Raw genomic sequence first — 660 nt, forward strand, 5'->3', positions numbered from 1 at the left:
CACGAGGCCAGCAAGAAGGACTGACTGTAAGGTGGACATCACAAGGGAAAATGCCGGAGCAATGGAAAGATTACAGGTTCCATGCACTACCTGTTTGCGGGGGCGGCGGCCGGTCGTGCGAACAGGTCTGCGAGGTTCCTCGCCACCAGCGCGTGGCCTTGCCTGTTTGGATGGTTGGACTGGGCCATGAGCCCGCTGCGGTCGCCCTTGAAATGCAGGAACGAGGCCAGGTTGTCGGCGACCGGAACCTGCAGCCGGGCCCCAAGGCCTGCGATCATGTCGGCCTGGATGCGGAGCGGATCGTCCTGCCGTTCGGGGTGCGCCTGCTCATCCCAGGTGGGTGTCATCAGCACCGGGCAGGCCCCTGCACTGCGTGCCCTGCCGATCATGTCGGTGAGGTTGCGCTCCGATTCGGCCAGCGGCAGCGAGCGATCATTCAAGCCATAGTCGATCAGCACAACACGCGGGTGATGATCCAGCGCGTCGCGCTGGAACCTGGCACGTCCCTGCGTCGAGGTTTCTCCGCCCACCCCCGCAGTGATGACATTGAGCACGGCATGGGGATATGCAGCGGCCAAGGCATCTTCCAGCAGACGGGGATAGGCGTCGGTCTTCTGGACCTGCGGCGTCCGGCCATAGCCGGCGGGTACGCTGTGGCCG

The 660-nt window shown here is 64.4% G+C and carries 1 protein-coding gene; it reads right to left on the reverse strand.

Going from position 1 to position 660, the window contains the following annotated elements:
* Window positions 1-86: 86 nt before the first annotated feature.
* Window positions 87-660 (reverse strand): SGNH/GDSL hydrolase family protein (locus C9414_RS20770; RefSeq protein WP_107164299.1); only part of this gene is annotated, 574 nt, incomplete at its 5' end.

Source organism: Bacillus sp. Nf3 (assembly GCF_003028545.1).
GTDB classification, from domain to species: domain Bacteria; phylum Bacillota; class Bacilli; order Bacillales; family Bacillaceae; genus Bacillus; species Bacillus safensis.